The 21,292-nt window shown below is 70.7% G+C and carries 23 protein-coding genes, 2 pseudogenes and 1 riboswitch; of the genes and pseudogenes, 8 read left to right on the top strand and 17 right to left on the bottom strand.

What is annotated here, in order from left to right; all coding sequences use genetic code 11:
• Positions 1–79: 79 nt before the first annotated feature.
• The 5 genes from ACFY3C_RS06695 to ACFY3C_RS06675 form a co-directional block, all read right to left on the bottom strand.
• Entirely contained in the window at positions 80–1,039 is a 960-nt protein-coding gene (locus ACFY3C_RS06695; protein ID WP_390769964.1) for a ketoacyl-ACP synthase III, read from the bottom strand.
• Positions 1,036–2,163, bottom strand: a complete 1,128-nt coding sequence (locus tag ACFY3C_RS06690) for an AfsA-related hotdog domain-containing protein (protein WP_390769963.1) — start codon at positions 2,161–2,163, stop codon at positions 1,036–1,038. The genes ACFY3C_RS06695 and ACFY3C_RS06690 overlap by 4 nt, the downstream gene beginning before the upstream one ends.
• Positions 2,097–3,266 carry a beta-ketoacyl-[acyl-carrier-protein] synthase family protein gene (locus ACFY3C_RS06685; RefSeq protein ID WP_390769962.1) on the bottom strand — a complete coding sequence of 390 codons (1,170 nt, stop codon included), beginning with the start codon at positions 3,264–3,266 and terminating at the stop codon, positions 2,097–2,099. The genes ACFY3C_RS06690 and ACFY3C_RS06685 overlap by 67 nt, the downstream gene beginning before the upstream one ends.
• A gap of 23 nt (positions 3,267–3,289) precedes the next feature.
• Positions 3,290–3,553, bottom strand: coding sequence for an acyl carrier protein (locus tag ACFY3C_RS06680; RefSeq protein WP_390769961.1), 264 nt, complete (start codon positions 3,551–3,553; stop codon positions 3,290–3,292).
• Positions 3,554–3,819: 266 nt separating this feature from the next.
• Positions 3,820–4,428, bottom strand: a complete 609-nt coding sequence (locus ACFY3C_RS06675; protein WP_390769960.1) for a TetR/AcrR family transcriptional regulator — start codon at positions 4,426–4,428, stop codon at positions 3,820–3,822.
• Between the two features lie 135 nt (positions 4,429–4,563).
• Here ACFY3C_RS06675 and ACFY3C_RS06670 point away from each other — a divergent pair, with 135 nt between their 5' ends.
• From ACFY3C_RS06670 to ACFY3C_RS06660, 3 genes are all read left to right on the top strand, one after another.
• Positions 4,564–5,934: an MFS transporter gene (locus ACFY3C_RS06670; RefSeq protein WP_390769959.1), complete on the top strand. Its 1,371-nt coding sequence runs from the start codon at positions 4,564–4,566 to the stop codon at positions 5,932–5,934.
• Positions 5,935–6,309: 375 nt separating this feature from the next.
• The gene (locus ACFY3C_RS06665; RefSeq protein ID WP_386581783.1) at positions 6,310–7,140 is read left to right on the top strand and encodes an SAM-dependent methyltransferase; all 831 of its coding nucleotides are present in this window, start codon (positions 6,310–6,312) and stop codon (positions 7,138–7,140) included.
• 160 nt (positions 7,141–7,300) lie between these two features.
• The gene (locus tag ACFY3C_RS06660) at positions 7,301–8,686 is read left to right on the top strand and encodes a S1 family peptidase (protein ID WP_386581784.1); all 1,386 of its coding nucleotides are present in this window, start codon (positions 7,301–7,303) and stop codon (positions 8,684–8,686) included.
• A gap of 10 nt (positions 8,687–8,696) precedes the next feature.
• On the opposite strand, the gene ACFY3C_RS06655 is transcribed toward ACFY3C_RS06660, so the two are convergent.
• Both ACFY3C_RS06655 and ACFY3C_RS06650 read right to left on the bottom strand, forming a co-directional pair.
• On the bottom strand, positions 8,697–8,882 hold the full coding sequence (locus ACFY3C_RS06655; protein WP_101375428.1) for a hypothetical protein: 186 nt from the start codon (positions 8,880–8,882) through the stop codon (positions 8,697–8,699).
• A gap of 99 nt (positions 8,883–8,981) precedes the next feature.
• Entirely contained in the window at positions 8,982–10,130 is a 1,149-nt protein-coding gene (locus tag ACFY3C_RS06650; RefSeq protein WP_386581786.1) for an ROK family protein, read from the bottom strand.
• Positions 10,131–10,257: 127 nt separating this feature from the next.
• On the opposite strand from ACFY3C_RS06650, the gene ACFY3C_RS06645 reads away from it, so the two are divergent.
• Positions 10,258–11,460, top strand: coding sequence for a Gfo/Idh/MocA family protein (locus tag ACFY3C_RS06645; RefSeq protein ID WP_390769958.1), 1,203 nt, complete (start codon positions 10,258–10,260; stop codon positions 11,458–11,460).
• A gap of 27 nt (positions 11,461–11,487) precedes the next feature.
• On the opposite strand, the gene ACFY3C_RS06640 is transcribed toward ACFY3C_RS06645, so the two are convergent.
• The 7 genes and pseudogenes from ACFY3C_RS06640 to ACFY3C_RS06610 all read right to left on the bottom strand — a co-directional run bounded on the left by ACFY3C_RS06640 (position 11,488) and on the right by ACFY3C_RS06610 (position 16,405).
• Positions 11,488–12,183, bottom strand: a complete 696-nt coding sequence (locus ACFY3C_RS06640; protein ID WP_390769957.1) for a L,D-transpeptidase family protein — start codon at positions 12,181–12,183, stop codon at positions 11,488–11,490.
• Between the two features lie 213 nt (positions 12,184–12,396).
• Positions 12,397–12,792: pseudogene (locus tag ACFY3C_RS06635) on the bottom strand (SDR family NAD(P)-dependent oxidoreductase); the annotation flags it as partial.
• A gap of 31 nt (positions 12,793–12,823) precedes the next feature.
• Positions 12,824–13,738 carry an SDR family oxidoreductase gene (locus ACFY3C_RS06630; protein WP_390769956.1) on the bottom strand — a complete coding sequence of 305 codons (915 nt, stop codon included), beginning with the start codon at positions 13,736–13,738 and terminating at the stop codon, positions 12,824–12,826.
• Between the two features lie 77 nt (positions 13,739–13,815).
• Positions 13,816–14,184 (bottom strand): DUF4180 domain-containing protein, encoded by a 369-nt coding sequence (locus ACFY3C_RS06625; RefSeq protein WP_390769955.1) that lies wholly within the window; start codon positions 14,182–14,184, stop codon positions 13,816–13,818.
• A gap of 28 nt (positions 14,185–14,212) precedes the next feature.
• Positions 14,213–14,842: an MBL fold metallo-hydrolase gene (locus ACFY3C_RS06620; RefSeq protein WP_390769954.1), complete on the bottom strand. Its 630-nt coding sequence runs from the start codon at positions 14,840–14,842 to the stop codon at positions 14,213–14,215.
• On the bottom strand, positions 14,839–15,927 hold the full coding sequence (locus ACFY3C_RS06615) for an S-(hydroxymethyl)mycothiol dehydrogenase (protein ID WP_390769953.1): 1,089 nt from the start codon (positions 15,925–15,927) through the stop codon (positions 14,839–14,841). The genes ACFY3C_RS06620 and ACFY3C_RS06615 overlap by 4 nt, the downstream gene beginning before the upstream one ends.
• Positions 15,928–16,099: 172 nt before the next feature.
• The gene (locus tag ACFY3C_RS06610) at positions 16,100–16,405 is read right to left on the bottom strand and encodes a hypothetical protein (protein ID WP_386581796.1); all 306 of its coding nucleotides are present in this window, start codon (positions 16,403–16,405) and stop codon (positions 16,100–16,102) included.
• 170 nt (positions 16,406–16,575) lie between these two features.
• Between ACFY3C_RS06610 and ACFY3C_RS06605 the strand changes: the two genes are divergently transcribed.
• Positions 16,576–16,941 (top strand): nuclear transport factor 2 family protein, encoded by a 366-nt coding sequence (locus ACFY3C_RS06605; RefSeq protein WP_386581798.1) that lies wholly within the window; start codon positions 16,576–16,578, stop codon positions 16,939–16,941.
• Between the two features lie 24 nt (positions 16,942–16,965).
• Here ACFY3C_RS06605 and ACFY3C_RS06600 read toward each other — a convergent pair whose 3' ends face one another.
• On the bottom strand, positions 16,966–17,511 hold the full coding sequence (locus ACFY3C_RS06600; RefSeq protein WP_390769952.1) for a MarR family winged helix-turn-helix transcriptional regulator: 546 nt from the start codon (positions 17,509–17,511) through the stop codon (positions 16,966–16,968).
• Between the two features lie 60 nt (positions 17,512–17,571).
• Here ACFY3C_RS06600 and ACFY3C_RS06595 point away from each other — a divergent pair, with 60 nt between their 5' ends.
• Positions 17,572–18,411: a hypothetical protein gene (locus tag ACFY3C_RS06595; protein ID WP_390769951.1), complete on the top strand. Its 840-nt coding sequence runs from the start codon at positions 17,572–17,574 to the stop codon at positions 18,409–18,411.
• A 27-nt stretch (positions 18,412–18,438) separates the two neighbouring features.
• Positions 18,439–18,519: riboswitch (ZMP/ZTP riboswitch) on the top strand.
• Between the two features lie 23 nt (positions 18,520–18,542).
• Positions 18,543–19,418, top strand: a complete 876-nt coding sequence (locus tag ACFY3C_RS06590; protein WP_390769950.1) for a bifunctional 5,10-methylenetetrahydrofolate dehydrogenase/5,10-methenyltetrahydrofolate cyclohydrolase — start codon at positions 18,543–18,545, stop codon at positions 19,416–19,418.
• Here the strand turns inward: ACFY3C_RS06590 and ACFY3C_RS06585 are convergent, their stop codons facing one another.
• Positions 19,419–20,441 carry a CU044_5270 family protein gene (locus tag ACFY3C_RS06585; RefSeq protein ID WP_390769949.1) on the bottom strand — a complete coding sequence of 341 codons (1,023 nt, stop codon included), beginning with the start codon at positions 20,439–20,441 and terminating at the stop codon, positions 19,419–19,421.
• Positions 20,434–20,997, bottom strand: coding sequence for an RNA polymerase sigma factor (locus ACFY3C_RS06580; protein ID WP_386581806.1), 564 nt, complete (start codon positions 20,995–20,997; stop codon positions 20,434–20,436). Before ACFY3C_RS06580 ends, ACFY3C_RS06585 begins: the two co-directional genes overlap by 8 nt.
• A 49-nt stretch (positions 20,998–21,046) precedes the next feature.
• Here ACFY3C_RS06580 and ACFY3C_RS06575 point away from each other — a divergent pair.
• Positions 21,047–21,292 (top strand): annotated as a pseudogene (locus ACFY3C_RS06575) (hypothetical protein); the annotation flags it as partial.

Below are 21,292 nucleotides of genomic sequence, written 5' to 3'. Positions count from 1 at the left end.
TCGATGGACATCGGGGCAATGCGCGTGAGGGGTGAGGGGCCGGTTCGGGAGGACCGGTCTCAGACACTCGGCGTGCAGGTCACGCGTGCCTGCACGTCTTCCACCCGATCACGCCCGCGCCCCAGGTGAATCCGGCACCGAAAGCGCCGAGCACGACGGTGTGCCCCTGCTTGAGCCTGCCGTCGTCCTGCGCCTTGCGAAGGGCGAGCGGGATCGAGGCCGCTGAGGTGTTGCCGAATTGATCGACGTACGACGCGGCGCGCTCGGGACTCCAGCCCAGCTGCCGGACGACCGCCTTGAGGATTCTGCTGTTCGCCTGGTGGCAGACGAGCAGGTCGACATCGTCCTGGGTGATGTCGTGCGCGGTCAGAGCCGACGCGATCTCGTCGGTCATGGCCTCGACCGCGGAGGCATAGACCTGGGCGCCGTCCATGCGGACGACTTTGTCGTCATGGCCGACGTACAGGGCGTCGGCGTACTCGGCCGCGGACCCGAACGAAAGGAACGGAACGCAGACGTCGCACACGGCACCGCGCGCCGCCTCGACCAGGACGGCTCCGGCGCCGTCGCCGAACAGTACGGCGGTGTTGCGGTCCGCCGGGTCGGTCAGGCGGGACATGGCATCCGCGCCGACGACCAGGACGCGATCCGCCGAACCGTGGCTGACCCGAGAGATGGCGTAGTCCAGCGCGTAGAGGAACCCGGTGCAGGCGCCGTTGACATCGACAGCGCCGGGCGACCGGGCGCCGATCAAGTGACCGATCTCCGGCGCGAGGCCCGGCGACAGCCGGTCGGGCGTGCTGGTCGCCGCGACGACGAAGTCCACGTCCGATGCGTCGACGCCGGCGTCGCCGAGCGCTTGCGTGGCCGCCGCGGCGGCGAGCTCGACGAGCCGTTCATCGGGCTGGAGGTGGTGCCGACGGCGCACGCCGGTCCGGTCGAGGATCCACGTGTCCGAGATCCCCAGATCTGCGAAGGCATCGTTCTCGACCGCCGTGGCAGGCAGGGCCGCGCCCACTCCCGAGACGACGACGCTCATGACTGCCTCCCTTCCGTCAAAGCCTCGGTCGCGATGGACACCCGGAACGTGCACGTCGATGTGGTCCGCGCGCCCTGACGTGCCACGACGGTGATCTCGGCGCCCACGTCGGCCGCGTTGCCGGCCTCGTCCGCGACCCAGGACACGATCCGCAGCGCGGGTGGCGTGTCCAGCTCCGCGAAGCTGGTGAAATTCAGCGCGGCGTCGTGCGTGTGGACCCGGTTGACCGGAGTACCGGTGACTTCGGCGAAGGAGAGTACGGCCAACTGCCGGGCGCCCTCCGCGATCATCATTCCCGGGTAGTGGTCGAGCGGGCGGTCGAAGAATGTCGGATGTGTCTGCGGCACCAGCAAGCAACTCGCTTCCCGCACAGGTCCGGTGACCTGGCCGAGGAAGACGTTCTCCGGGAATTGTCTGCCGACCGTCTGCGGCCGGTCAGGGACGAGGCGGCCCGCGGGCGCGTCGAGTCTCTTCTGCTCCTCGCCCCTCATCGCGCCATAGGTTTCCGGCGCCAGGAATCCGACCAGGCCGTCGCACCGAGCGATGTGCCGCCCGTCGGCGATGCAGTGGACCGGCCCCGCTGCGGCATAGGGAACACCGGATCCGTTACGACGAACCTGTGTCTCGGAGAAGACGATGACCGCATGATCGGCGGTGACGGCCGACCCCGGTTCGGTGATCCGGAGATGCACGGTGCGCAGCACGAACTGGTGGGTGAGCGGAACGCCGAGCAGTGTATGCGCGATGACCTCCACGCCTTGCCGCATGAATTCGGCGAGGTGCAGCGCGTCGTACCGATCGATCACCGAGTCATTGAAATAGCGGTGCGCCTTCGGCAGGGTGCCGGCCGCGGTGAGCATGCCGGTGTCCCGGTGGCGTGCGACGTCGTTGATGAAGACGTCTTCGCCGGACTGCTTGCGTGCGTACCTCCGGTCGACGGTCGTGTCGGTGCTCAGGCCGAGCTTCTCGGGTGTGTACGCGGGCCACGGTGCGGCGGTCGCGGCGCGGGCGGTTACACGGTCGGCTGATGGAATGATCTGTCGAGTGGTCTGCACGTTCAGGCCCCGATCACGATGGTGACGTTGTGGCCGCCGAAGCCCATCGAGTTCGTCAGCCCGATGCACCCCTTGTCAGACGGTTTCAGCGCGAGCGCGGCCTGCACGTGGGTGAGCGGGCCGAGCTCCTCGTCGGGCTCGGTGAGTCCGTGGGTCGGCGGTGCGGTCCGGTACCGGAGTGCCTGCAGGGTCGCGATGGCCTCGACCGCGCCCGCGGCGCCCAGCAGATGCCCGACGTAGGACTTGGTGGAGGAGATCGGGATGTTCGCCAGGGCATCCCCCAGTGCGCGGCGCAGCGCGGTCGACTCCGCGGCGTCGTTCAGCCGGGTGCCGGTGCCGTGCGCGTTGATGTACGCCACGTCATTCGCGTCGATCCCGCTGTCCGCGAGCGCCGCGCGCACCGCGGCCGCAGCGAAAGCGCCGGACGGTTCAGGGGCTGTGACGTGGTGGTGATCGCTCGTCACGCCGTAGCCGAGGATCTCCCCGAGTACAGGGGCGCCACGGGCTCGGGCGGTCTCCGCCTCCTCGAGCACGAGGACGCCCGCGCCTTCGCCCAGGATGAAGCCGTCCCGCGCGCGGTCGAACGGCACTGATGTCCCGGTCGGCGAGAGTGCCCCGCTCGAAGTGAACATCGCCCTGGTGAAGTCCGTCGTCGCTGCCTCGGCCCCACCGACGATCGCGGCATCGGCCTCTCCTGAGCGGATGACCCGGGCGCCGGCGACGATCGCCTGCGCTCCGCTGGAACAGGCGGTGGCCAGGGCGGATGTCTCGCCGGCGAGACCGAAGCGCATCGACAGGTGGGCCGGTGCGGCATTGGCCATCAGCAGCGGAACCGTCAACGGCGAGACGTACTCCGGGCCTTCTGTCCGCAGGACGTTCAGCTGGGCCTCGAGCGTGTCGAGCCCGCCGATCGCGGTGCCGACGACGCAGTGCACCCGCTGCGCCGGGGCGGGTGGACCATCGCCCCAGCCCGCCTGCCGGACGGCCTCGTCCGCGGCCGCCACCGCGAGCTGGCAGAACCGGTCCATGCGCAGCGCCTCACGCCTGCTCAAGACCTCCATGGGGTCGAAGTCGGCGCATCGGCCGAGTCCGTCGGTGATACCGCTGTCCCCGCGTACGGCACCGTGGTGGAGTGCTTCGGCCCCGGCTCCGAGAGGAGTTACCGCTCCCATGCCGGTGACTACGACGCGCCGCCTCACACTATTTCCGCGCGCTCACAGATGACCGAGAGCACGTCCGAGATCGTCACCGTGCTGACGAAATCATTGGGCTTGACGGGGATACCGAGCTTCTTTTTGACGGTCTGACTGAGTTCCACGACGTCGAGCGAGTCGAGACCAAGGGTCTCGAGGGTGTCGTCGAGCGAGACAGAATCTTTTTCGACGCCGATGGATTCGATCTGATTGATCACGAAGTCGTGGATGCGCTTGCGGTCGTGCGTGTGGGAATCGGTCGACACCAGTACTCTCCCCGTAATTGACCGTGTACTTCGAGCGTGCTCTGCGGCCGCTCTCTCACTGGATCCCTGAATTCACGATTGACGTGACGCCGGCGACACGAGGTTGACAACGTCAACCAACACCCACTGTGACGGGCGAGGTTGACACCGTCAACCTGAAGGGCTGTGACGCTCGTCACTCACTCGGCCGTGAAACGCGGAGTCCTCGGCACCCTTCGGACGGCACACAAAGGCGCACACCGAGGAGCATCTCGAGGGGCGCCCCCTCAGGCTTTCGCGGAGACCCAGTTCCGCAGGGCCAGTGCGACCAGCTCGGGCATGGCTTCGACGCCGTCGACCGTGCGCGGCTCGCGCAGGCGGCGCGAGAGCGTGAGGTCCACCAGGCCGTGCAGTGCCGCCCACAGCAAGGTGCCGGCCTCCCGTACGTCGCCGGCGGCGAGTACGCCATCACCCTTCGCCTCGATGACGAGGTTGCAGAGCACCTTCGCGCACGCGTCGGTGGCGCGCTCGAGCTCCTCGCTCGGAGTGTCGATCGAGATGTCGCCGAACATGAGGCGATAGTGGGCCGGCATTTCCCTCGCGGCCCGCACATAGCCGAGGCACGCCCGGTACAGCCGCGTCCCCCCTGCGGCCTCGTCGTCCGCGCCGTTCCGCATCGCCTGAGTGAGACGGTCCATGCTCTGCGCGGCCACCGCGCTCAGCAGATCATCCTTGTCGGCGAAGTGGCGGTACGGCGCAGTCCGCGACACGCCCGCCGCCGCACCCACCGCGCGCAAGGTCACGTACTCCGGACCCCCGCGTGTCAGCAGCGCGCTCGCCGCCGCGACCAGCGCGGATCGCGCGCCACCCGTGCCACCTCGACTGATTGTTCCCACGCTGCGAACCTTACCCAGGTTGACGCTGTCAACTTGACGGTCCTACAGTGACGCACCCGGCCTTGACCACTGCAGGAAGGGCTCCTTATGAACACGCCTCAGGGTCACCCACGTCGGTGGGTCATCCTCGGCATCATGTGCTTAGCGCTGGTGATCGCGTCACTGGACATGCTGATCATCACGATGGCGATCCCGTCGATCAGAACTGAACTCGGCGCGACACCCGGACAGTTGCAATGGACGGTGGACGCCTACTCACTGGCCTTTGCCGCGCCTATCCTCTTCGCCGGTGCGCTCGCGGACCGATTCGGCCGCCGGCGCGGCCTGCTCACCGGTCTGCTGGTGTTCCTGGCCGCCTCGGCGGCTGCCGCATTCGCCGGATCCGCGGACACACTCATCGCGGCCCGCGCGGGTATGGGCCTGGGCGCAGCGATGATCATGCCCTGCACGCTCGCGATCCTGGGCCAGGTGTTCCCGCCCGACGAGCGGGCCAAGGCGATGGGCATCTGGGTGGGCGTCGCCTCGCTGGGCATTCCGCTCGGCCCGATCGTGGGTGGCCTCCTCCTGGAGAACTTCTGGTGGGGGTCGGTCTTCCTGATCAATATTCCGCTGATCGCCGTCGCGGTCGTCGGATGCCTGGTCCTCATCCCCGAATCCCGCAACGAACGCCACGCAGGCCTCGACCTGCTCGGCCTCGTGCTCACGGCCGTCGGTTCGCTCGCGCTCATCGACTCCATCATCGAGGCTCCTTCCCACGGCTGGACCTCCCCGCGCACGCTGGCGTTCCTCATCGGCGGCGTTGCGATCCTGGGCGCCTTCATCTGGTGGGAGCAGCGCACCAGCAGCCCGATGCTCAGTCATGCCGTCTTCCGTGACCGCCGATTCGGCGGACCTCTTGTGACGATCTCGACCGTGTTCTTCGGGGTCTTCGGCAGCCTCTTCGTCATCACCCAGTATCTGCAGTTCACCCTGGACTACCGTCCGTTCACCGCGGGCCTGCACATGCTCGCGATGTGCACCGTCATGTTCATCGCGCCGGTGGCACCGAAGCTGGTGCAGCGGTTCGGACTGGGACCGGTGTCCGCGCTCGGCCCGTTGCTGGTCGCCGTGTCCATGGCGGTCCTGGCGTTCGGAGACTCTCCGTCGAGCCTGCGGATTCTAGTCTCGCTCGGACTCCTCGGCTTCGGCATCGGCTTCGGCGCCCCGACCTCGGTCGACTCGGTCGTCGGTGCCGCTCCGCCGGAGCAGTCGGGCGCGGGCTCGGCGGTCGCCGACGTCGCGATGAACCTGGGCGGGGCCCTGGGCATCGCCATCATGGGTGCCGCGGCGAGCACGACGTCGACGGGGGCGCTGGACGACGTGACGCCACCGATGATCGCCGGTGTGTGCGTGGCCGGAGCCGGTTCGCTCGTCGTGGCCGCGATCCTTCCCCGCGGCCGCGTGCAGGCGGCGGCCCCGGCCGAGGACGAGCACGCCGAAACGCCGCTCGTCGCCGACCAGGCTTGAGGCTCGGCCTCGCGAAACCACGCAATGACCCCTGCCGCGATCGTCGTCTTCGAGGAACGGAAGATGGGAGCATGCCCGGCTGCACCTTGCCGGGCTGTACCTTGCCCGCACCCGGCGCGGGCCGCTCCCTCGGTCCGGGGCTGGACGGAACCAGGCCCATCATGGTCGTCGACCTTCGGCTACGCCTCAACACCCCCGGCGATGGGTGAACCACGCCAGGCGTTCCACCGGAGTCGGTGTGGGGCGACGCGCGCAGCCGGCCCCGGCCCGGTCCGGACACGGAAAGCCCGGGACGTGCGGCACAGATCAACTCGGGCGTCTAGATTGCGTCTTGAATGGCGCACCTCTCTTCAGGCATCCAGGAGCTGAACCCACGTGACCGACAACCCGGCAGCCACCAACGACGTGGCCGTGTCGCTGCGCGCCCGTATCAACACCAGCCAGCCGCACACGGCTCGGATCTGGAACTACTGGCTCGGTGGCAAGGACAACTACGAGGTCGACCGCGCGGCCGGCGACCAGATCCGCGGGCTCCACCCGGGCATCGGGGAGTACGCGCGCGCCGACCGGCTGTTCCTGGGCCGCGCGGTACGCCACCTGGCCGGCGAGCTGGGCATCCGCCAGTTCCTGGACATCGGCACCGGGCTGCCCACCGCCGACAACACGCACGAGGTCGCCCAGCGCATCGCGCCGGACGCCCGGATCGTGTACGTCGACAACGACCCGCTCGTCCTCGCGCACGCCCGCGCCCTGCTCACCAGCACGCCCGAGGGCCGGACCGACTACCTGGACGAGGATCTGCGCAACGTCGACGCGATCCTCGAACACGCCTCGAAGACACTGGACTTCAGCCGGCCAGTGGCGCTGATGCTGCTCGGCGTGGTCATCTTCATCGGCGACGACGAGGACCCGTACGGTCTGGTGCGGCAGTTGACGGACCGGCTGCCGTCGGGCAGCCACCTGGTGCTGTCGCACACCATCACCAGCCCGTCGATGCCGGACGTGGACGAGGCGGTCAAGTTCTGGAACGAGCACGGCACTCCGAAGCTGACCCAGCGCACGCCCGAGGACGTCACCCGGTTCTTCGACGGTCTCGAACTGCTGGAGCCGGGCGTGGTGTCCTGCTCGCGCTGGCGCCCGGAGGACGGCGACGACGCCGAGCCGGAGGAGGTCGCCATGTTCGGCGGGGTGGCGCGCAAGGCCTGACGACGCCGCGCGAGAGCCGGCGGCGGGTTCGGGCCGAGAAGATCACCGCCGCCGGTGAACGCCACCGGGCCGGGCCACGTACTCAGGGTCGGGCGCTCGACGACCGGAGGGCCCCGCGGTGCCGGTAGGGGCATCGCGCGTTCGGGTTCGGGAGCCATGCATGAGGCACGCACGACGACGGGTCGTCCGGCGAGTGACACGCCTGGCGGCGGTCGCCGGACTCCTCCTGGGAGGTGCGATGGTCGCCCAGGCGGCCATGGCGAGCGAGACTCCGCCGGCGTCCGCCAGAACGCTCAGTTCGGCCGGGACGGCCGGTGACAGGGGCGCCGCGCTGGTGGCGAAGCTCGGCACGGCGCGGACGGCGGGCAGCTGGATCGGCGCCGACGGGCGGCCCGTCGTCGCGGTGACCGACGCGCAGGCGGCGCAGACGGTGCGCCGTGCGGGGGCTCAGGCGAAGGTCGTGTCGCACAGCATGAACGAGCTGAAGTCGGCCACGGCCACGCTGCGTTCGGCGCCCCGTGTGGCGGGCACCGCCTGGTCGATGGACTACCGGACCAACCGGATCGTGGTGCAGGCCGACCGTACGGTGTCGGCCGCCGACTGGTCCCGGATGTCCCAGGTCGCCGCGCGGATCGGCGCTTTCGTGCACATGGAGCGCACGAACGGCACGTTCACCACGCGGCTGAACGGGGCGCAGCCGATCCTGTCGACGGGCGGCCGGTGCTCGGCGGGCTTCAACGTGAGCAACGGGCAGAGCGACTTCATCCTCACGGCCGGCCACTGCGGGCCCGCCGGATCGATCTGGTTCGCCGACAACCAGGGCAACCAGCAGCTGGGCAAGACGGTCAGCAGCAACTTTCCCGGCAACGACTTCTCGCTCGTCCAGTACAACTCCGGCAAGGCCGGCGAGGGTGCCGACGTGGTCGCGATCGGCGGCGGCAAGGGCGTGCGGATCACCGGCGCGGCCGATCCGACGGTCGGGCAGCGGGTGTTCCGCAGCGGCAGCACCAGCGGGCTGCACGACGGCCAGGTGACCGGGCTGAACTCGACCGTGAACTATCCCGAGGGCACGGTCACCGGACTCGTCGAGACCAACGTGTGCGCCGAACCGGGCGACAGCGGCGGCCCGCTGTTCTCCGAGGGCGTCGCGCTGGGCGTCACCTCGGGCGGCAACGGGGACTGCACCACGGGCGGGACGACGTTCTTCCAGCCGATCACCAAGGCGCTGGCGGCGCTGAACGTCAAGCTCCTCGTGTCGGCACAGAACGCGGGCGGCGCCCAGGGCGCGGCGCCCTCCCCCGCACAGTCCGCCCCGGCCGGCCAGGGCGCGGTCGCGCCGAGCGCGGCCTCGCCCGGTTCCTCGGCGCCGGTCACGGGCACCGCACAGAACGAGACGCTGCTGGCACAGCTCACGGACACCCGGAACGTCGGTCCCGGGCTGCTGATCATCGCGGGGAGTCTGATCGCGCTGGTCGCGACCCGCTACATCCGTGCCGAGCAGGACCGCAAGGCGTACCAGCGGTACTACTCGGCGACGTGGGGCTGACGAGAGAGGTTCAGGCCGCCTGGTGCGGCTGCGGGGCCGCCGCGGCCCACTCCATCACGAGGCGCTGGTACTCCGCGCGCTGCTCGGTGGTCAGTGTCCCGCCCGACCGGCGCCACAGCGCCCTGATCTCCTCGTTGACCTCGTCGGCCGATCGCTCGGAGACGGCTTCAACAGTGGTGGACATGCTGTGAAGCATATGCCGGGGGACGTGAAGGCGCTGTGAGTAAGTACACGTGATACGGACATTTCGGACCGTGTTACTCGTCACGTCAATATGTCAAGTGGGGGCGGGAGTTCACGCCCGGTCCGCGCCGAGCACGAGGACCTGGATCGCCAACACCGCTGCTCCGCGCGCCCAGTCGTGGAAGTCGGAGATCTTGGTCTCCAGGCCGACCGGAGCGGCCTGCGGGTGCCGGTGGGCGGCGATGGTCTCGCGCACCGCATCCCCCGCCACATCCATGAGGCCCACGCCTTCCCCGGCGAGCAGGATCTTCTGCGGCATCGCGAAGTTGGCGATCTGCGCGACCAGGGTGCCCAGGGCCCGGGCGGCCTCGCCGATCACCCGGGAGGCCATGGGCTCGCCCGCGGCCGCAGCGGCGAGGATCTCCTCGTAGGTGGCGTCCCGGCCGGTGGCGGCGCGGATCTGGTAGCGGATGCTGGGGATGCCGAGCAGGGACACGGCACTGCCGCGCGCACCGTCCGGGGTGAGCGGGCCGTCGGGGTTGATGATCAGGTACCGGCCGAAGCCGCGGTCCTCCTCGGCGTAGGGCACCCGCTTGCCGCCGAGCACGAGCCCGTAGCCGAAGCCCGCGCCGATGGTCAGGACGACGAAGCGGTCGAGGCCGCGTCCGGCGCCGAACCAGGTCTCGGCCTCGACCAGGGCGGCCACGTCGTTCTCCACGACCACCGGCAGCCCGGTGCGCTCCTGGACCAGCTCGGCGAGCGGAACGTTCCGCCACCGCAGGAAGGGCGACTCCCCGACCACCGCACGCTCCCGGACCAGCCCGCCCACACCGATGCCGATGCCCGCGAGGGCCGGGTGGCGTGCGGCCGGTTCGGCGGACATCTCCGCGAGCAGGTCGGCGACGTCAGCGGGGTCGTGGCCGGTCAGCGGCCGGTCGAGGCGGGCGACGACCTCGCTGCGCAGCGTGGTGACGACGCCGTAGACCATGTCCTCGGTGATCTTGAAGCCGAGGAAGGCGCGGGACTCGGCGACGACGTCGAGCGGCTGTGAGGGCCGGCCCTGGCGCACCTGGGCCGGGGCGCCCGCCTCGGGCACCTCCACCAGCAGGCCGGACTCGATCAGCGGCTTGGTCAGCCGGGTGAGGCTGCCCTGCGAGAGGTCCAGCCGGCGGGCCAGCTCGGTGCGGGACAGCGGGCCGTGCACCAGGACCTCGATCGCCACGGAGCGTTCCCCCGGGCTCAGCGGCAGCCAGCTGCTCATGAAGGCCGACCCTTCCGTTTCTTTTGAGGTTGAAGCAACCAGGTCACTCTACTGGGACCTTCCCCGCAGACGGAAGCTTCGGACGCCCCCTTGACGCTCTGATTCTTCTGAAGCAAAAGTAATCTGCATGACTTTCTCCCTCGGCATCGTCGGTGCCGGCCAGTTCTCCGGTCAGTTCGCCTCGCTGTTCCAGGCCCATCCCGGCGTCGGCGAAGTCCACATCACCGACCTGCTGCCCGAGCGGGCCGAGCGGCTGGCCGCCGCACACGGGCTCGCGGGCACGTTCCCGTCGTACGAGGCCATGCTGGAGTCGCCGGCGGTCGACGCGGTCGCGATCTTCACGCAGCGCTGGACGCACGGCCCGCTGGTGCTGCAGGGCCTGAACGCGGGCAAGCACGTGTACTCGGCGGTGCCGATGGCGATCACCACGGAGGAGATCGCGGCGATCATCGACGCGGTCAAGGCGACCGGTCTGACGTACATGATGGGCGAGACCAGCCAGTACAACCCGGCGACCGTGCACGCCCGCAACCAGATCGCCGAGGGCGCCTTCGGCCGGCTCTTCTACGCCGAGGGAGACTACGTCCACGACATGGACCTCGGCTTCTACGACGCCTATCAGTACAGCGGCGGCGAGAACTGGAAGGCGACCGCCAGCTATCCCCCGCTGCTGTACCCGACGCACTCGGTCGGCGGGGTGCTCGGCGCCTGGCGGACGCACGCCGTGAGCGTCTCGGCGATCGGCGTGCGGGACGAGCGCGGCGACGGCGTCTTCGACCGTTCGGTCAGCCAGTTCGACAACGACGTGTCCAACGCGACCGCGCTGTTCGAGGTGGCGGGCGGCGGCTCGTTCCGTACGAACGAGTTCCGGCGGGTCGGCTACCCCTCGCACATCCGCGAGTCCCGTTTCCGGTTCTTCGGGACGGAGGCGAGCATGGAGCAGTTGGCGACGGTGGCGCTGTGGCAGGACAAGAACGGCGTGAAGGACATCAGCGAACTGCTGGAGCCCAAGGCGACCCTGTCGCCCGACGATCCGTCGCTGCAGCACATCGCGCCGGAGCTGCGGGCCGCCTTCACCTCCGGGTCGGCGCCGGTGCACGACCGGGCCCGGCTGCCGCGGGAGTTCGACCAGCTGCACAACGGGCACGAGGGCAGCCACCACTTCCTGGTGGACGACTTCGTCACCGCGGTCGACACCCGCACCCTGCCGCCGGTGAACGCGTGGGTGGCAGCCCGCTACACCCTGCCGGGCATCGTCGCGCACGAGTCCGCGCGGCAGGGCGGGGTCCGGCTGGAGATCCCCGACTTCGGGGGCGCGCCCGACAACTGAGGCCGGTGGCCGGGCGCCTGGGCCGGCTCAGGTGCCCGGCTTGCGGCCGTACACGAAGACGTCGTCGCCCGTCCTCAGCAGCGACCAGTACTTCTTGGCGTCCGTCGTGGTCATGTTGACGCAGCCGTGGGAGCCCGGCGGGTTCCACATGCTGAGGTTGACGGAGTGGAAGGCCTGGCCGCCGTCGAAGAACTGGCTGTAGGGCATCGGCACGTTGTAGATGGTCGAGACGTGGTCGATGTCCCGCCAGTAGATCTTCTTCAGGCCGGTGCGGGTCTCGTACCCGTTACGTCCGGTGCGCACCGGCACGGGCCCGTAGACGAGCTTGTTGCCGTCCTGGATCCAGCTCAGCTGGAGCGAGAGGTTCACGCAGGCGATACGGCCCTTGTTCACCGGGCACTTGCCGTCCCTGTTCGGGTTGTTCCCGACGGCCTTCTGCTTGTTCATCAGGTCCATCACGCCCCAGGTGACGGGCCCGGCGTAGCCGATGGCGGGCGTGATGCCGTGCTTGTTCTGGAAGGCCTGGATGGCCCTGCAGTCGGCGGAGGACTGCCTCCCGTCGACCGGGCGGCCGAGGAACTTCTCCACCTGCTTCTGGTACGGCCCCGCCTGCGTGGTGCAACTCGCGGCCTGGGCCGGTGCCGCGGTGAGGGCGAGCGTGAGCGGCGCCACCAGAGCGGTGACACCCAGCGCGACCACACCTCGTCTGCGTATGTCCCCCATATCGCCTCTACCCCTTCTCCCCTTTGTTCCCAGGGCCTCCCCCGGGTGGTTCCCCTTCGCGATTCCCGCGCTCTCGGCCTACTAGACCTGCCGCCCGACCCGACGGTTGTAGTTCCGGCCACGCTGTGACGGAACGGTGAAATTCGTCGCCGCGTCGTCGCCGCTTCGTCGCCGCGCGGGGCCGGGTCAGGCGGTTTCGGGGCTCCCCGAGCACGCGCGCAAGAGGCTCACCGCCCGCGTCAGCGTCTCCTCCGTGATGTCGAGGTCCTGGGCCCACGCCTCGTCGGGTTCGTTCTCGAAGAGGGAGACGTCCGGGGTGCAGTGGGCGGCGCAGTTGACCAGCACGTCGAGCGAGCCGAAGGCGGCCACGGCCTGGGCCACGGCCGCCTCGACGGAGTCCCGGTCCGCCACGTCGCACGCCAACGCCTCGGCGGTCAGGCCGAGTCGGCGCAGCGCGGCCGCGGTCCGCTCCGCCTCGGTCCCGTCCCTGTCGGTGACGAGTACCCGCCCGCCCTCCTCGGCGAGCCGCCGGGCGGTGGCGGCGCCGATGCCGCGGGCGGCGCCCGTGACCAGAACTCCCTGTCCTGCGAAGCGGTTGAGATCGGTCATGGGGTGACCATAGGGCCGTGCGGGCTCCGTTTCACCGGTATCCGGTGACGTCCGCCGGCTTGCCCGGGTCCTGCACCTCGACCAGGTACCGCCAGGCGTCGGGGCGGCTGCCGTCGAGGTCGGTGAACCCGTACTCCCGGGCGAGGCCGCCGCTGGAGAGGGACTGCCCGTTGAAGCGGGCCACTTCGGGGTCGCCGGCCAGCGCGGCGACGGCGCGGCCGACGAAGCGGGGGGTCTCGGAGATGGCGAAGTGCGGTTCGCGGTCGAGGGCGTCGCGCCAGTTGTCCTCGCGTACACCGAAGGCATCGAGCATGATCTCCGAGCGCAGCCAGCCGGGGGTCAGCGCGAGGGCGGTGGCGCCGCGCGGGCCGAGTTCGTGGCCGAGCGCGAAGGCCATGCGCAGCACGGAGGTCTTGGCGAGGTCGTAGAAGAGGTTCACGCGGTAGGTGTCACGGTTGTACTCGGCGGTGCCGTCGGTGACCTCCACGACCAGGCCGCCCGGGTGGCGCAGCAGGAGCGGCAGCGCGAAGTGGCTGGTGACGGCGTGCGTTTCGACGGCGAGCCGGAGCAGCCGGAGCCCGTTGTCGAGGTCGTGCTCCCACACCGGTGTGTCCCACTCGAAGAGTTTCTCGCCGCCCCAGATGTCGTTGACGAGGAGGTCCAGGCGGCCCTGTTCGTCCGCGACACGGTCCACGAGGGCCCGTACCGCGGACTTGTCCAGGTGATCGACGGGGACGGCGACGCCGTGTCCGCCCGCCGCCGAGACGAGGTCGGCGGTGTCCTCGATGGTCTCGGGGCGGTCGTACTCGGAGCGGTGGGCGCGGGTGCTGCGTCCGGTGACGTAGACGGTGGCGCCGGCCGCGCCGAGTTCCACGGCGATGCCCCGCCCCGCGCCCCGGGTCGCCCCTGCGACCAGCGCTACCTTGCCTTCCAGCGGCCCTGACATGTCCGACCTCCCGTGCGGTACGACTCTCATCGTCGTCCACTCTCACGGGAAAGCCGGACATCTCCTGTCGCCATTTCTCAGCGGCGCAGTTTTTCGTCCAGGTCCTCGTAGCCGGTGACGAACCAGAGCTGGCGGCCCTGGTTCGACTCGTACACGAAGTCCCGCAGCGCGTCGCTCGCGTCGACGTGCCGGGAGATGTCGCCGACGACGGCGAGCCGCAGCCGGTAGTTCGCGAACTTCTGCACGACCGCACCGGCGACACCCGACCGCAGCCGGAAGAACTCGTCCGCGACCCGCTCGACCGGCACCACGACGAGTTCCGCGTCCTGCCCCATCGCGTCACCGATCAGGTCGAGGGCAGCGCCCTCGCCGTCGAGGGCGGGGCCTTCGGGGGCGCAGCGCAGAACGCGCACGTCGTGGAGTGTGTCGAGCGTGTTGGTGGTCATGGCCCTGATCGTACGGCCGGGCCTCGGGTCAGTGCCCGCGTTTGATCCACTCCTCCAGGTGGGGTGCCTCGTCGCCGATCGTGGTGGAGTCACCGTGTCCGGTGAGGACCTTGGTCTCCGGCGGGAGGGTGAGGAGCCGGTCGCGGATGGACTCGATGATCGTCGGGAAGTGGGAGAACGAACGTCCGGTGGCACCCGGGCCGCCCTTGAAGAGGGTGTCGCCGGTGAAGACGACGCCGAGCCCGGGGTCGTACAGGCAGACCGCGCCGAGGGCGTGGCCCGGGGTGTGCAGGACGGTGAGGTCGGCGCCGGCGGCCTCGATGACCTGGCCGTCGTCGAGATGGCGGTCGGGGTCGCGGTCGGGGTGGGTGAGCTTCCACAGCGGCAGGTCGGCCGGGTGGAGCCAGATGGTGGCGCCGGTGAGGTCGGCGAGGGCGGGGGCCGCGTCGATGTGGTCGTTGTGGGCGTGGGTGCACAGGATGGCGGTGAGCCGGCGGTCGCCGACGGCGCGGGCGATGGCCTCGGCGTCGTGGGCGGCGTCGATGACGACCACCTCGTGGTCGTCGCCGACGATCCACACGTTGTTCTCCACGTCCCAGGTGCCGCCGTCGAGGGTGAACTGGCCGGAGGTGACGAGGCGTTCGATGCGGGCGGTCATCCCAGCACCACCACCGAGCGCAGCACGTCGCCCTGGTGCATCCGGTCGAACGCCTTCTCCACCTCGTCGAGTTGGATGGTCTCGGTGACGAACGCGTCCAGCGGCAGGCGGCCCTGGAGGTGGAGGTCGATCAGCATCGGGAAGTCCCGGGAGGGCAGGCAGTCGCCGTACCAGCTGGACTTGAGCGCGCCGCCGCGCCCGAAGACGTCCAGCAGCGGCAGTTCGAGCTTCATCTCGGGGGTGGGGACGCCGACGAGGACGACGGTGCCGGCCAGGTCGCGGGCGTAGAAGGCCTGCTTGTAGGTCTCGGGCCGGCCGACCGCCTCGATGACGACGTCGGCGCCGAAGCCGCCGGTCAGCCCACGGATGGCCTCGACCGGGTCGGTCTCCTTGGAGTTGACCGTGTGGGTGGCGCCCAGCGTGCGGGCCTTCTCCAGCTTGCGGTCGTCGATGTCCACGGCGATGATCCGGGCCGCGCCGGCGAGGTTCGATCCGGCGATGGCCGCGTCACCGACTCCGCCGCAGCCGATGACGGCGACCGAGTCGCCGCGGCCGACGCCTCCGGTGTTGATGGCAGCGCCGATGCCGGCCATCACGCCGCAGCCGAGCAGCCCGGCCGCGGCCGGGGAGACGGCCGGGTCGACCTTGGTGCACTGTCCGGCCGCGACCAGCGTCTTCTCGGCGAAGGCGCCGATGCCGAGCGCCGGCGACAGCTCGGTGCCGTCGGTCAGGGTCATCTTCTGCTTCGCGTTGTGGGTGTTGAAGCAGTACCAGGGGCGGCCGCGCAGACAGGCCCGGCAATTGCCGCACACGGCACGCCAGTTGAGGACGACGAAGTCGCCGGGCGCCACGTCGGTGACCCCCTCGCCGACCGACTCGACGACGCCGGCGGCCTCGTGGCCGAGCAGGAAGGGGAATTCGTCCGAGATTCCGCCCTGTTTGTAGTGCAGATCGGTGTGACAGACACCGCAGGCCTGTACGCGTACGACGGCTTCGCCGGGCCCCGGGTCCGGGACCACGATCGTCTCGACCCGTACGGGCTCGTCCTTCCCCGGTGCGATCACGCCGCGTACTTCCTGCGCCATGGCCTGGCCCCTTTTCCTCGTTGTGCCTTCGGAGCCGACCCTACGCGCGAGGGCCCGTCCACGGCATGGACCACGACGGCGGCAGTGGATCTTTCGGCCGTCGCCGCGTGGTCCGGACGGGCAGCGGTGAGGGCCGTCCCGGGCGGGACGGCCCTCGGGTGCGTGGGTGGGGTCAGGCCTGGACGGCGGGCAGCAGACCGGTCACGGGCGCGACGAGGTCGGTGAGCTGGTGCAGCTCGTTCAGCCGCTGCAGTTCGCTGACCTGGTTGAGCGGTCGGAGCTGGTCCGAGACCCGTGGCATCTGTCCCTGGTGCTGTGCGGGGATGTCGCTGACGGCGAGCGAGTCCACGAGGGTCATCGGGTTGATCTGCCCGGAGTGCGGTGCGCTCGCGTCGGCCGCGTTCGCCAGCGGCGCGGCGAGGCCCGTGACGCCGACGGCCAGACCGACGGCGGCGACGATACGTCGTGTTGAGATCATGTCCTCAGCAACGGCGGCGGGCCCCGCCCGGACACGGCCCCCGGTCGCCGCTCACCCGTCAGGCGGACCGCCTCGGCTGCGCTTGCCGTTGCCGCCGGGGCGGAGGAGTCTCGGAGGTGGGGCCCGTGCGGCCTGTTCCCGCCGGGCCATGGCGCCTTAAGGAGGTCACCATGGGCGCTGCGACAGGCTCCGCCTTCGACACCGAGACACTGCGCCGGGGCATAGAAGGGAACACCGGGAACTCTCTGCTCGCCCTCTACGCGGACGACGCCGAGATCCGCATCATCGACCGCAACACCCAGCCCAGCCATCCCAAGGTCCTGCACGGTCGGCGCGAGATAGCCGAGCTGCTCGACGACGTCTACAGCCGCGACATGACGCACAAGCTGGACCAGTGCGTCATCCAGGGCGACCACGCCGCCTTCTCCGAGTCCTGCGAGTACGGGGACGGCACGCGTGTCCTCGCCGAGTCCATGGTCACCCTGCGTGACGGCAAGATCGCCGAACAGATTCTGATCCAGGCATGGGACGACTAGGGAGGAAGGTCGCGAGGGCCCAGGTCACCTCCCGGCTGACCTGGACCTTCTCGGCCCGGGCGACGTTGGGCCGGGCGCGTCCCCGCTCTCGGCTGCCAGGACCAGTTTCCGCAGCAGGTCTGCAAGCGTCCGCCGCTCTTCTTCGGTCAGTGCTGCGAGCAGCGTGCCCTCACCCGCGTCCTCCGCTGCCGCATGCGCCTCGAACGCGGCGTGCCCGGCCTCGGTGAGCCGTACCCGCACCCGCCGGCGGTCACCGGTCTCGTGGGTACGGGTGATCAGCCCGGCGTCCTCGACGGCCCCGAGCCGCGCCGACAGCGCACCCCGGGTCAGGCCGAGCCGTTCGGCGAGCTGCGAGGGACTCGACTCGTACGGCGGCCCGGACCTGCGCAGCATCAACAGCATCTTGTACTGCCAGTACTTGAGGCCGTCGGAGTCCAGCACGTCCCGGCGGGCCTGGGCGGTGTGCCGGCCGAGGATCGCCAGCCTCGCGACGATCGCCTCCTTGACGGGGTCCAGCCAGTCCAGCTCGCGCGCCCAGACTGCCACGTGCCGGTCCACCGAGTCCTGCATTGTCTGCCTCCCGCAGTGATTTTCTTGTGGATCATTTTTCGCCCAACTACCTTGCCCGGCATGACCTCTGCAGCGCACGCATTCGTTGATGTCGATGAACTTCTGGACGCAACACGCGAGTTGAGCACCGCCGGCCGCTGGGAGCGGGCCGCGCGGCTGCTCGAAGGGGCCACCACCGACGACCCCGCCGCTCGTGCGCGGATCACCCGGGCCGCGGCCGAAGTCGCTCTGGACCGTGACTGGTTCGCGGGGACGGACACCGCGGCCGAGCGGCTCGAGACGGCGGAGAAGGAGTTCCCGGACGGCGACTGGGACACCGGCTTCCTCCGGCTCAGGCACACCTACGGCCGGCTGCTCCTGGTCGACGGCACCCTGCGCATCGGCCCGGACGGCAAGGACCCCGAGGCGCTCGCCGCCCTCCTCGACCGGGCGCGGGAGCTGCACGACAGCGCCCCGGACGAGGTGCGGCGGGGCTGGGCGGCGATGTACCGGGGGCTGATCACGGAGAACCACTTCGCCGAGCGGGCGGCCGCCGCCGGGCACTACACGGCAGCGCTGCACGCCGGGGAGGCCGGCGCGGACGGTCTGCTGGCCCGCGAGGCGCTGCGGCATCTCGGCGACCACGACCACGACGCCGGTGACGGCGAGCGGGCCGGGGAGCGCTGGCGGCGGGCCACCGCGCTGGGCGCCCGGGCCGGCACGGTGCCCGGCACCCTGTCCCAACAGCTGTTGCTGGCCGTGCTGGCCCGGGACGCGGGGGACGAGGCGGGCGCCGTCGCGCTTGCGGCGGAGATAGTCCGCTGGGCCGGGGCGATCGGCGCGGACCGGCTGGCCGCCCAGGCGGACGCCTTCCTCGCCGGGGCGGATCCCACGGCACCCGGGTCCACGGACGCGGACTGAGCGCCGCCCACGCGCTCGGTTAGGCTGTGGGCGGGCCGTGACTGGCGCTGAGGTGGAGTACCACCGGGGAGCGGCCCGTGGAGCATGCCGCGCGCCTGGGCGATGAAGGTCAACCCAGCTCAGGAGTGCAGATGACACAGGCCCGGCTCATGGACGGCACCGCCCTCGCCCGCCGCATCGTCGAGGAGACCGCGAAGAAGGCCGCCGATCTCACCGAGCGGACGGGCAGCGCGCCCTGTCTGGCCACGGTGCTGGTCGGCGAGGACCCGGCGTCCGTCACCTACGTCCGTATGAAGCAGAACCGCTGCCGCAAGGCCGGCATCGAGTCCCGGCACGTGGCGCTGCCCGCCGCCACGACCACCGCCGAACTCGTCGGCACCCTGCGGGAGTTGTCGGCCGACCCGACCGTGCACGGCATCCTGCTCCAGCACCCGGTGGGCGACCACATCGACGAGCGGGCCGCGTTCGAGGCGATCGCGCCGGAGAAGGACGTCGACGGCGTCACCTTCGCCTCGTTCGCCACGATGAGCTTCGGCCTGCCGGGCTTCGTCTCCTGCACGCCCGGCGGCATCATCCGGCTGCTGGACGAGTACGACGTCGACCCGGCCGGGAAGCGGGCCGTGGTGGTGGGCCGCAGCGCGATCCTGGGCAAGCCGGTGGGCATGCTGCTCCTGGCCCGCGACGCGACCGTGACGTACTGCCACTCGCGCACCCGGGACCTGTCGGCGGCGGTCCGCGAGGCTGACATCGTGGTCGCCGCCGTGGGCCGGCCGCGTCTCATCCGGGGCCAGGACATCAAGCCGGGCGCGGTCGTCGTCGACGCGGGCTACAACGCGGGGAACGTCGGCGACGTCGACTTCGACTCGGCCGTGGAGCGGGCCTCGCTGATCACGCCGGTGCCTGGCGGTGTCGGCCCGATGACGATCGCCACGCTGCTGGAGCAGACCGTTGACGCCGCAGCAGCCGCAGCCGCCGCGGCAGCCGCCGCCCGACGGCTCGGCGTGTGATCAGCGCATCCAGGCGCGGTACTCCATGACGTCCCCGGCCTTGACCCGGTACTCGGGCTCGGCCCGGGTGAAGGTGGTCTCCATGCCGAGGACGGCGCCGGTGCGCGGTTCCAGGATCAGCATGTGGCGGAGGCCCCGGGTTTCGTACACGTACGCGTGACCGGGGCGGCCCAGGCGGTCGGTGACCTCGCCGGCCGGCCGCAGCCCCTCGGCCCCGGCGAACAGCCGGACGAGGGCCGCCGACTCGCGGGCACCCGGGGTCCAGTGGTCGAGCAGTTCCCCGACGGCGTCGAACAGTTCGGCGGTGCTCAGCGGGGCCGTGCTGCGGTTGATCTCGGGCCGGGCGATCTCGGTGAGGTAGGCCCGCAGACGCGCCGCGGTGTGCGGCGGGGTTCCCTCGGGCGGGGCGTCGTTCCACATCGGCGGGTAGGTGGTCCGGCTGATCACATGGCCGTCCGCCACCTCGTGCGGGTCGTCGCCCTCGTCGGTGAGGACCGGGCGGCCGGGCCTGCGCGGGTCGGTCGCGACGACCAGTTCGGTGTGGCTGTCGTCCGCCCGCCAGCGCACCACCCGCTCCTCGGGGACGGTGACGGGGTGCTTGCCGTCGCTCATGCCGAGGCTCCACGACTGCACGTGCGTGCCCTTGCGCAGGCGCGGTGAGCCGCCCGACGCGGCCGCGTCGGCCAGGGCGACCATCTCCTGCAGGGGTACGGGCGTGGCGGGGAGCCGGACGGTCAGCGGGCGCGGCGCGGCGACGGCCCGCGGTGTGCTCGGACCGCCGAGCACGGTGTTGCCGGCGACCACCAGGACGACGGCGGTGGCGGCGAGGCCCCAGACCAGCCGGGCGCGCGGGGTACGGCCGGGGAGCGCCTGAAGCAGCCGGAGCCGGCGCCGTGGACGGTTCTCCTGCAGCAGCCGCTCCAACTGCCGCTCGGCGCGGTGGTCCAGCGGACCGTCGCCGAAGTGGGGGCCGTCGGTCGGTGCCGGGTTGGCGCGGCGGAGGAGTTCGAGTTCGTCAGCCATGTCGGTGGTCCTCGCAGAGGGTCGCGTCGGCGGGGGCGGGCAGGGTTGCCGCGGCGGGCCGCATCCGGTCGATCTCGGCTCTCAGCCGGCGCCGGGCCCGGTGCAGGCGCATGACCGCCGCCCGTCTGCCGCAGCCGAGGGCCACCGCGATCTCCTCGGCGTCGAGTTCCTCCCATGCCGCGAGGCGCAGCAGCTCCTGGTCCGCCGGGGAGAGCCGGGCCAGCGCGTCGTGCACCCAGGCGCCGGGGGCCTCGGAGTCGGGGCTGTCCATGATGTGCCGGCCGTGCGCCGCCTCGTCGTTGCCCAGCCGGTCCACCAGCCGGCGCCGCCGTCCGTAGCCGCGTACCGCGTTGGCCAGGCAGTTGCGTGCCACGCCGTACAGCCAGGGCAGCGGCGCCCCGGGCAGGTCGGACCGGCGGCGCCAGGCCACCGTGAACACCTCCGCCACCACTTCCTCCACCTCGTCGGCCCGCCCCTGCAGTCGCCTGGCGACATAGCGGCTGACCGCCCAGTAGTGCTCGCGATAGGCAGCGGCGAACATCTCGTCGTTGCTCATGTTCGGTTCGTGTCCGGCACCCCCCGGATCGTCACACCCTTCTTCCGTGATGCTTGTCGCGCCGTCCGAGTGTGACCGACGGGCCGGGCGCGGACACAGGCGGGGCGTGAAGAGGATCCAAAACATCAGGGCCATCAGGGCCGTGCGGTGGCTGACGACCACCGATCACAAGACGATCGGAACGCTCTACTTGGTCACAGCGTTCGCGTTCTTCCTGATCGGTGGCGTCATGGCGCTGCTCATGCGCGCCGAGCTGGCCCGTCCGGGCCTGCAGTTCATGTCGAACGAGCAGTTC

Origin of the sequence: Streptomyces sp. NPDC001410 (genome assembly GCF_042895235.1) — a bacterium.
Taxonomy (GTDB): Bacteria; Actinomycetota; Actinomycetes; order Streptomycetales; family Streptomycetaceae; genus Streptomyces.
Note: the sequence above shows the minus strand (reverse complement) of the source record. Positions and strands in the feature narration are given on the sequence as shown.